Annotated in this window: 5 protein-coding genes; all 5 read right to left on the reverse strand. The window is 76.3% G+C overall.

The window, feature by feature from the left end:
• Positions 1–43: 43 nt before the first annotated feature.
• The 5 genes from ACIO5D_RS28960 to ACIO5D_RS28980 all read right to left on the reverse strand — a co-directional run bounded on the left by ACIO5D_RS28960 (position 44) and on the right by ACIO5D_RS28980 (position 9088).
• Complete coding sequence (locus tag ACIO5D_RS28960; protein ID WP_400798812.1) at positions 44–1648, reverse strand: glycosyl hydrolase family 18 protein; 1605 nt, start codon at positions 1646–1648, stop codon at positions 44–46.
• Between the two features lie 416 nt (positions 1649–2064).
• Positions 2065–2643: a sigma-70 family RNA polymerase sigma factor gene (locus tag ACIO5D_RS28965; protein ID WP_363611102.1), complete on the reverse strand. Its 579-nt coding sequence runs from the start codon at positions 2641–2643 to the stop codon at positions 2065–2067.
• Positions 2644–2869: 226 nt separating this feature from the next.
• Entirely contained in the window at positions 2870–4072 is a 1203-nt protein-coding gene (locus tag ACIO5D_RS28970; RefSeq protein WP_400798815.1) for a S8 family serine peptidase, read from the reverse strand.
• A gap of 35 nt (positions 4073–4107) precedes the next feature.
• Positions 4108–7542: a right-handed parallel beta-helix repeat-containing protein gene (locus ACIO5D_RS28975; RefSeq protein WP_363611106.1), complete on the reverse strand. Its 3435-nt coding sequence runs from the start codon at positions 7540–7542 to the stop codon at positions 4108–4110.
• Positions 7543–7633: 91 nt separating this feature from the next.
• On the reverse strand, positions 7634–9088 hold the full coding sequence (locus ACIO5D_RS28980; RefSeq protein ID WP_400757090.1) for a hypothetical protein: 1455 nt from the start codon (positions 9086–9088) through the stop codon (positions 7634–7636).
• Positions 9089–9233: the final 145 nt, after the last annotated feature.

Here is a 9233-nt window from a genome sequence, read left to right on the forward strand (position 1 = left end):
CCGGTCCCTGCTCGGGACCGGGGCCGCCTGCCGTGACCAGCGGTCAGCCGGCCGCCGACTCTTCCGGGTCGCGCCGGCGGGTGCCGATCAGACCGAAGGTGCCGCCGAGCAGCAGCAGGGCGCCCGAGACGGTGAGCAGGGTGTTGGTGGCGTCGTTGGCCCCGGTGGAGGCGAGCGAGCCGCCGGTCGGCGCCGGGCCGGGGGCGACGACCTCGGTGGGCGACGGCCCGCCGGTGGGCTGCTCGTCCGGCGCGGCGCCGCCGGACGCGGTGGCGGTCCCGGACGTCGGGGCGCCCGGCGCCGTGGAGCTCCGGCCGGGGGTCGGCACGGCCGTGCCGGACGCCGTGGGCGAGGCCGTACCGGAGGCCGTGCCGGACGCGGAGCCCGACGGGTGCCCGGTCGGGCTCGCGCAGTCCGTCCGGCCGGACGTACCGGTGGGCGACGGGACGCGGCTGGACGCCGAGGGGGACGGGCTCCCGGTCTCCCGCACGGGGTCGGGCTCCAGCGTGCCCCGGCCGCCGGTCTCGTCGGCCGGGCGGGCGGTGCTCACCGTCGGGATCGGGATCTTGGAGCGGTTCGTGCCGGTGGGCGCGGGGCTGGTGGCGGACGGGCTGGGGCAGGAGGTGCCGCCGTCCCCCGGCCGGGAGTCGGTGTGGTAGCCGGCCACGATCCGGGTGAAGTCGTACACGGCCTGCTGGACGCCGCTGCACGTCGCCGGGTCGTACGCGCCCCCCGCGCAGGGGCGGTCGCGGTTGACCGCCCAGTAGCCGAAGCGGGCGAGGTGGTGGGTGGCGGCGAAGTCCCGGATGGTGCGGAAGTCGGCGGGGCTCAGCTGCTCCCCCTTCTGGTCGGTGCGGCCGTTCATCGACGAGAGGCCGGTGTGCCGCCAGGCCTTGTCGGCGTCCCAGCCGTAGGCGGCGGCGACGGCCTGCTGGAGGCCGGTGACGGCGGTGGCGGTGGCCGCCGCCATGGTGCCGTCGTGACCGGCGAAGTCGAACGGCATGGCCGTCCAGCCGTCCACCTCCAGGCCCGCCTTGGCGGCCAGCGCGATCAGGTCGGCGCCGTCCTTGTCGGGGCCGGTCGGGTCGACCGCGAAGGAGAGGAAGACCCGCAGGCCGGTGTTCTTGGCCTTGAGCGTCTTCAGCGCGTCGACGACCCGCTTGCGGACCTCGGGGGTGCTGAGCTCGGTGGACTCGATGTCGATGTCCACGGCCTTCAGGCCGTAGGCGTCGACCACCTTCTGGTAGGCGGCGGCGAGTTCGGCGGCGGTGGTGCACCGCTCGCCGAGCTTGGCACCGTCCCAGCCGCCGAAGGAGGCCAGGACGTCCCCGCCCGCGGCCCGGATCTGCTTGATCTTCGCCTCGTCGGTGCCGCCGGTGAGCGCGCGGGAGCCGTCCCACTTCGGGTCGCACGCTCCGCCGGAGAGCACGTAGGAGAGGGCGAACTGCCGCAGACCGGTGGCCTTCATGACGGCGACCGGGTCCGGGGCGTCGCCCCAGCCGAGGTAGACGGAGGCGGCGTTGAGGCCGAGCGGGTCGGCGGTCGCGGCGGGGGCGTCGTTCTGCGCGAGGATGAGCACGCCGCCGGCGGCGATCGCCGTGGCGGCCACCGTGATCCGTCGGCGGCGGCTGAGCCGGTGTTTGGGCATCGGGACTCTCCTGGGCTGATGGCGGGAACGGACGGGCCGACCCGGTGTGGGGCGCACGACACGCGGAGCGCCCCGGCGGCGCCCCACAAGGGCACCGCCGGGGCGCCGGGGGGCCCGGATCCCGCCGGGGCGCGGAAGCCGGGAGTTCCTGGGCCAAGGGCCTGGTCCGAGCGGCGGCCTTCAGCTGTAGCTACGGACGGACGGGCCTGCCCGGTTCACCGGACCGCGAGAGACAGTCCGTCAGCCGCCTTGCCCGGAGCGCGAGTTGTCGGCTCCGGGCGGGGGAACCGGCGCCCGCACGGGGGTGACGGGCGCCGGCGGCGGTACCGCCACCCCGTTCTACGGCCGGGGACCGCCGCGCGGTTCAGACCGGTGGACGCGAGCGGCACGGGGCGGTCCGGAGAGTTCTCGCCGGGTCAGCCGGCGGACGCCATGCCGCGGGCTTCGAGGATCGGTCGCAGCGCGCGGACGGCGTAGAAGCTGCGGGACTTGACGGTGCCGACGGGCACGCCGAGGACGGCGGCGGCCTCGGCCATCGAGCGGCCGTTCATGTGGAGTTCGACGAGGACGTCGCGGTGGTGGGGCTGGAGTTCGGCGAGCGCGACCGCGATGTCCCGGGCGGCGAGCACCTCGTCGTACGGGTCGTGGGTGCCGGCGTGCTCCTCGGGGGCGTCGTCGGCGACCTCCTGGGCGCGGGCGGCCTGCATCCGGAAGTGGTCGATGGCGATCCGGCGGGCCACGGTGAACAGCCAGGGGCGGCTGTGCTCGGCCCCCCGGTGGATGGCGGCCGGGTTCTGCCAGGCGCGCAGCAGGGTCTCCTGGACGATGTCCTCGGCCTTGCCCCGGTCCCCGCTGGTGACGCGGAGCATCGCCCGCAGCAGGTAGCCCCCGTGCAGGCGGTACAGCTCCGCCAAGGTGTGGTGGTCCAGGGTGGCGCGCTCCGGCCGGTCGGGCCTGGCGGTGTCCTTGGCGTGAGCGGTAGCGTCGATGGCCACGGCTGTTGAGCCCCTCGCAGCAGTTCGTCGGTACGGCGGGCGGGTGGTTCGCATGGGCCCACCCCCTTGCCCGGTAGACGTTTCCAGCCACCGCCAACACCGGACCAACGCTTCGCCAACGAAGATCAGGGCGCGGCGTTGGCGGGCCGGGGGCGCGGCGTTGGACCGGACGAAGGACCGGCGGCGGTCCGGTCCGCCCAGCGGGTTCCACACCCGCCCGCCGGGGTCACCCCGGGCACCGGCCGCGCCGGCGGCCCAGCCCCACGGCCACCGCGCCCAGGCCGACCAGCACCGCCGTCCCCAGGGCGGCCGCGGCGAGCGCCGAGGCCCGTTCGACGGAGGTCGGGTCCGCGGGCGGGGGCACCGTGACCGGATCGGCCGAAACCGGCGATTGGCCCCCACCGCCGCCGGGCAGGGCGGTGACGGCGGCCACCACGTCCAGGGTGCCCCAGCCGAGGGCCGGGTCCGGCAGGGCCGAACCGGGCTGGTAAGCCGTGGACTCCAGCCGTTGGACGAGCTGGTCGACCGTCAGGTCCGGGGTGCGGGAGAGCAGCAGCGCCGCCGCGCCGGCGACGAGGGCGGCGGCATAGCTGGGCCCGGAGCCGGTGGCGTAGCCGCCGCCCAGCCCGAAGCCGCCGACGGCGCCGCCGGGCGCGGCCAGGTCCACCCGCCCGCCACGGGTGGCGGTCACCCCCGGGCCGGTGGCCGCCCCGGAGGCCACGGCGCCGTCCGCGCCGACGCCGGTCACCGCGAGCACGCCGGGGTAGCCGGCCGGGTACACCGCGCCGTTGGTGCTCTGGCCGTCGGGCCCGGCGGGGGCGACCAGCAGCAGGCCCTTGGTGGCCGCGTAGGCGACGGCCTCGGCCAGTGCCGGGTTCGGGGCCGCCACGGGCACCCCGACCACGGCCACCCGGGCGCCGCCGTCGGCCGCCGCCCGGATGCCCTGGGCGAGCAGTTCGGGGGTGGTGCTCCCGGCGTCGTCGGTGACGGCCACGGCCAGCACCCTCGCCTCGGGGGCCAGGCCGGACGGGCCACCGTCGGGCGTACGCCGGCCGGCGATCAGTCCGGCCAGGAAGGTGCCGTGGCCCACGCAGTCGCGGCCCGCGTCGCCCTGGCCGTGCAGCCGGGGCCCGAGCCGGAGCCGGTCGGCCAGCATGCCGGAGCCGTTGTCCACGCCGGAGGCGATCACGGCGACGGTCACCCCGGCGCCCCGGCCGAACGGCCAGACGGCCTCGGGCCGCAGGTAGACCTGGGCCCAGGGAGTCCCCTGGGCGGCCCGGGCGGAGGGCTTGCGGCAGCCGCTCTGCCGGAAGTCGGGGAGGGTCTGGGTGACCGCCGCCTGATCGTCCGGGGCCGGGGTCTCGGCCCGGGCGGGCGCCGGCGGGCCGAGCAGGGCCACCGCCGCCGACAGCGCCAGGGCCGAGGACACCGCCGTCGCCGGACCGCCTGCGCGGGCCGGGCGGGTCATCCGCCGCTGCCGGGCCACTGCGGGCCGCTGTCCGGGCGCTCCGCGCCGCCGGGCCCGCCGGTGACGCCGAGCCGGTCCACCGCGATGTCCTGCGGCAGGAGCAGGCTGAGCTCGGAGACGTCGGCGAAGTCGAGCCGGCCGAGCCGGCCGGCCTGGCGGGTGATCATGCCCTCCAGCGTCTGCCGGGCGAAGCGCCCGTTGCCGAAGGTGCGGTCCCGCGGGACGGCCGCGAACAGTTGCTCCAGCGCCGCCAGGGTCTCGGGCGCGCAGGTGTAGCCGGCCGAGTCGGCGTGCCGGCCGACGATGGTGACGAGTTCGGCGTCGCTGTAGTGGCCGAAGTCGACCTGCCGGGAGAAGCGGGAGGCCAGGCCCGGGTTGGAGGCGAGGAAGTGGCGCATCTCGTCGTCGTAGCCCGCGACGATCACCACCACCTCGTCGCGGTGGTCCTCCATCAGCTTCATCAGGGTGTCCACCGCCTCCTGGCCGAAGTCGCCACCACCGCCGTGCCGGGGCGTCAGGGTGTACGCCTCGTCGATGAACAGCACACCGCCGCGCGCCCGGTCGAAGGCCTCCTTGGTGAGCTGGGCGGTGTGGCCGACGTAGCGGCCGACCAGGTCGGAGCGGGCGGTCTCGATCAGCTGGCCGCCCGGCAGCACGCCCAGTTCGGCGAGCAGTTGCCCGTACAGCCGGGCGACGGTGGTCTTACCGGTGCCGGGCGGCCCGGCGAAGACCAGGTGGTGGCTGATGGTGGCGGTGGGCAGCCCGGCCTCCTCGCGGCGGCGGACCTGGCGGATCAGGTTGACCAGGTCCTCGACCTGCTCCTTGGCGGCGGGCAGGCCGACCATGGCGCGCAGTTCGGCGAGCAGTTCGGTGCCGTCCCGCTTGGCCTCGGGCGGGGCGGTGTCCTCGGCGGCGACGTCCTCGGGCAGCAGCAGCGCCAGGTCCTCGTCGGAGATCTCGGGCTGGGTCGCGAGCCTGGTCGCCTGGCGGTCGACCATCTCCTCGAACACCTTGCGGGCCGCCCGGCCGTTGCCGAAGTCCTCTCCCCTGGGCATCCGTTCGAAGAGCGTGGTGAGGGAGTCGTGGGCGCCGTCCGCCAGTTCGTAGCCGTGCCCGACGGCGGCCCGCTCGACGATGGTGACCAGCTCGTCCACCTCGTAGTTGGCGAACTCCACGGTGCGGCTGAAGCGGGAGGCCAGGCCCGGGTTGGAGGCCAGGAAGTCGGTCATCTCGCCGGAGTAGCCGGCCACGATCACCACGATGTCGTCGCGGTGGTCCTCCATCAGCTTGACCAGGGTGTCGATCGCCTCCCGGCCGAAGTCCGGGCCGCTGCCGCCCGAACCCGCCGAGAGGGTGTAGGCCTCGTCGAGGAAGAGTACCCCGCCGAGCGCCTCCTTGAACACCTCGGTGGTCTTGATCGCGGTGCCGCCGATGATCGAGGCGACCAGGTCGGCGCGGGCCACCTCGGTGAGGTGGCCGCTGCGCAGCACGCCCAGCTCGGCGAGGATGCTCCCGTAGAGGCGGGCGACGGTGGTCTTGCCGGTGCCGGGCGGCCCGGCGAAGACCAGGTGGCGGCTCATCGGCAGCGCGGGCATGCCGGCCAGTTCCCGGCGCCGGGCGAGCTTGTTGAGGTTGACCAGGGTGGCGACCTGCTCCTTGACGCCGGCCAGACCGACCAGCGACTCCAGCACCTCCAGCGGGCCGGCCGCGGCGGCCGACTGCGCGGGCGCGCTCTCGGCGGCGGGCTCCCCGGCGGGTCCGTGGCCGGGGCCGGGGGCGGCTCCGGCCGGCTGCGCCGCCCGGTGGGCGGGCGCCGAGCCGGCGGTGGCGGTGCCGTGCGCGTCCGGCAGGCCGTTCTCCTCGCTGACCAGCTCCTCCAGGGCGAGCCGCTCGCTCGGCTCGCTCTGGCGCAGGCCGGAGCCCCGGTTGCGGGAGAGCGTGCAGCCGGTCAGCCGGACCGCCTCGGTGGAGTCGGTCCGCACGCCGTCGCCGATGTTCTCCGCCGCCGTGAGCTGGGCCAGCACGGCCCGCGCCCCGGCCCCGATCCGGACGCCGTGGCGGCGGTTGCCGGTCACCCGGACCCTGGTGCAGGTCAGTTCGGCGCCGTCCTCGGCCGTGATGCCGTCCTCGGCCGATCCGGACACCTCGCAGTCGCGCAGCGTCGCCGTGCCGACCCGGCCGAGCAGCACACCGGACCCACCGGCGCCGCGCACCACGGTGGCGCCGACCCGGGTGTCCGCACCCTCGGCGAACCGGAGCCCGGCCCGGCCCGCGTCCAGCACCTCGCAGTTCTCCAACTGCCCGCGTCCGTCCCGGAGCACGGTCATGCCGTCGCCCTTCGCGCGGTGGACGGCGACCCGGCGCAGGCGCGGGTTGGCGCCGTCGGTGATCAGCACGCCGGTGCCGGCGACGTCCCGCACCTCCAGCCGGTCGAAGTCGGCGGAGCTGTCGCCGGTCAGTTCCACCCCGTCGGTGCCACAGTCCCGGACGACGGTGCGGGCCAGCGTCGGGCCGGACGACTCGCCCACCCAGATGCCGGTGCCCTGCGCGCCGTCCACCTCGCAGTCCTCGAAGGTGCCACGCGAGCGGGCCGTGACGTGGATGCCGTGGCCCGCCGTGCGGGAGGCGCGGCAGCGGCGCAGCAGCGGGTCGGTGCCGGCGGCGAGCGCGATGCCGTGGCCGGAAGTGGCGGTGACGGTGCAGTCCTCCAGGACGACCTGGGCGGAGGAGCTGATGTAGATGCCGATCGTGGTGTCGCGGACGGCGGTGCGCACCAACCGCGTGGTGCTGCGCTCCTCCAGGGCGATGCCGGGCTTGTCGGTGACCGAGATCTCGCAGCCCTCGAAGGTGCCCCGGGCGTCGCCGTTGGCGCAGATGCCGTTGCCGCGCGCATCGCGCAGCACGCAGTTGCGCAGCAGCGGGTTGGCGCGCTCGCCGATCACCACCGCGGAGCTGCCGAGGTGTTCGATCACGCAGTCCTCGATGATGCTGGTGCCGCTGGAGGTCTCGACGATGCCGGCGCCCGCCGGGTTGGTGACGCGGCATCCGCGCATCGCCAGGGTGCCGTCCCCGCGGGTGAGCAGGGCCGTCCAGGAGCTGCCGACCACTTCGCAGTCCTGGACGGCGGCCTGCCCGCGCGGCACGTCGATGGCGGGCATCTCCTCGTCCTGCCCTTGCAGGATCAGGCCGGTCAGCTGCACCGCCTCGGCGGTGACCTGGACCACGCAGCCGCGCCGGGCGGTGATCCGGACGCTGCCCCGGGCCTCCGCGGCGGTGATGGTGACCAGCTTGCTGATCACCAGGTTCTCCTCGTACCGGCCGGGGCGTACCGAGATCACCGCCCCGCTGCGGGCCGCCGTCAGGGCGTCGCCGATCGTGCGGTACGGGCCGTCCCGCTGCTCCGGGCACACCGTCAGCACGTGGCGCGACATGGCGTGGCCTTCCTTTCCGTTGCTCCAGTGGTGGTGGTCGGCGGCGTCCCGCCGGTGCCCCGGCCGCACGGCGGCCGGGGTGGCGGAGCGGTCAGCCGGTGCAGTCCGCGCGGACGGCGGAGGCCGCGAGGTGCGCCTTGTCGGCGCCGCCGCCGCCCCAGTCGATGCCCCTGGAGTGCAGCATCACGGCGATCCGGCCGCCGCTCACCGGGAAGGTGCCGCTCGCGGTGACCCAGCCGCCCCGGTTCGCGGTCTGGTCGACGCTGAACGAGCCGATCGTTCCGCTGTTGGGCGAGGAGCTGTTCTGGACGGTGTAGTAGGCGGGCTTGCCGCCGACGGCCTTGCGGTCGCTGTTGTTCGGGACGTAGACGGAGATCCGGCAGGTGCCGCTGGTGACCGGGGCCGTGGTGAAGGTCCACACCACCGAGTTGCCGTCGTCCTTGGTCGCCGAGCCGGACATCGGGAGTGCCGCGTACTTGCCGTTGCAGCCCGAACCGGAGTACCCGCCGGCCGAGTTGATCGTCCAGCCGGTGGTGCCCTGCTCCCACCAGCCGTACTGGGCGTAGCCGGCGGCGGAGTTGCCGCAGTTGACGGCGCTGAAGCTCGGCGCGGCCGGGGGCTTCGGCGGCGCCGGCTGGCCGGGCGCGGGCTGCTGGGGCGCGGGCTGGCCGGGGGCGGGCTGCTGCGGCGCCGGCTGCTGCGGGGCGGGCTGGCCGGGCGCGGGCTGCTGCGGGGCCGATCCGCCGGGTGTGCCACCGGTCGTCGGCGGCTTTGCGCCCTGGGCGGGCGGGTTGGCGGGCCGGGCGAGCGAGTTCAGGTTCGTGCCGGATGCCGCGCCGGGCGCCGTACCTGGCGTCGTGCCGGGAGTCGTGCCGGGCACCGTCGCGGTCCCGCCCTCCGTCCCCTGCGGCGCGGTGGTCCCGGGGGCCGGGTCCTGGGCCGGCGCCGGGTCGGTGGGCGCCTCGGCGCCCGGGGTACCGGGCGCGGTGGGATCGGCCGGATCGGTGGGTGACGCGGAGACCGTGGGGTCGCCGAGCTCGGGGCCCTCGGCCAGCGGCTGGTCCGCCTGGCTCAGCCCGGCGCCGTCCACTGTTTTGTCACCGTCCCGGCCGCTGCCGGCCATCAGGAACGGCAGGCCCATCAGCACCACGCCCGCGGTGGCGGCGGCCACGAACACCGGTCGCTTCAACCGTGCCCGGCGGCCCGGCTGTTCGGCCGGCTCTGGCCCGGCGGGCGCCTCGACCGGGCCGGGGCCGACGGCGTGCGGCGTCATCGGGGGCGCCGGGGGTGCGGGAGCCGGGCCCGGCGGGGCCATCGGCGGCACGGCGGCGACCCGCCCGTAGTGCGGCACGGTGGCCGGGGCGGCCACGGCTGCGGCCACCGGGGCAGCGGCCACCGGGGCGGCCGTCTCCCCGGCGGGCGGCGTCGCGCTCGCCACCGCGACCGGCCCCGCTCCGCCGCTCTCCTCCATCTCCCAGGCCACCGAGGGCAGCTGAATGCTCGCCGCCCCGCCCTGAGCCCCGTTTCCACTTGTGCTCGTGCCCACCGCAGCTCCTCGGCTCCGCATGCAGTCCTGTCGGCGGAACCGCCCGGCCGACAGGGCCACGGACGCTTCCACTCCGTAGTCACGGCCCGGCCGGGCCCGACGGTTCACCTGCCGTCGGCGGACCTCCGGGCCCGGCCGCGCCGGC

Origin of the sequence: Kitasatospora sp. NPDC087315, from assembly GCF_044744345.1 — a bacterium.
Taxonomy (GTDB): Bacteria; Actinomycetota; Actinomycetes; order Streptomycetales; family Streptomycetaceae; genus Kitasatospora.

Coding starts and splice junctions, on each gene's coding strand:
- ACIO5D_RS28960 (WP_400798812.1), bottom strand. CDS start 1,648: ATGCCCAAACACCGGCTCAGCCGCCGCCGACGGATCACGGTGGCCGCC.
- ACIO5D_RS28975 (WP_363611106.1), bottom strand. CDS start 7,542: ATGTCGCGCCACGTGCTGACGGTGTGCCCGGAGCAGCGGGACGGCCCG.